Source organism: Chromobacterium sp. ASV23 (assembly GCF_016428945.1).
Lineage (GTDB): Bacteria > Pseudomonadota > Gammaproteobacteria > Burkholderiales > Chromobacteriaceae > Chromobacterium > Chromobacterium sinusclupearum.
Map to the genome: position 1 here is coordinate 1 of NZ_JAELTR010000298.1, position 202 is coordinate 202.

Below are 202 nucleotides of genomic sequence, written 5' to 3' on the forward strand. Positions count from 1 at the left end.
ATGGCACGGTGTTGGATGACAGCGGCAACAACAACCCGGGCGGCGGCAACGAGTCCGAGGGCGGCGACAACGGCAAGCCGATCGATACGAATGCCAAGCCGGTGGTGAAGGCGTTGAAGGTCAAGGGTCCGCTCGAAGTGGGCAAGGACCTGACCGGTACTTACCAGTTTGATGCCAACAACGGCAACGGTACCGACAAGTC

1 protein-coding gene is annotated in these 202 nt (G+C 60.4%); it reads left to right on the plus strand.

Annotation, left to right across the window (positions count from 1 at the left end):
* Positions 1-202, plus strand: a 202-nt coding sequence (locus tag JHD59_RS23440; RefSeq protein WP_199155924.1) for a hypothetical protein, incomplete at both ends; no start/stop codon positions are given.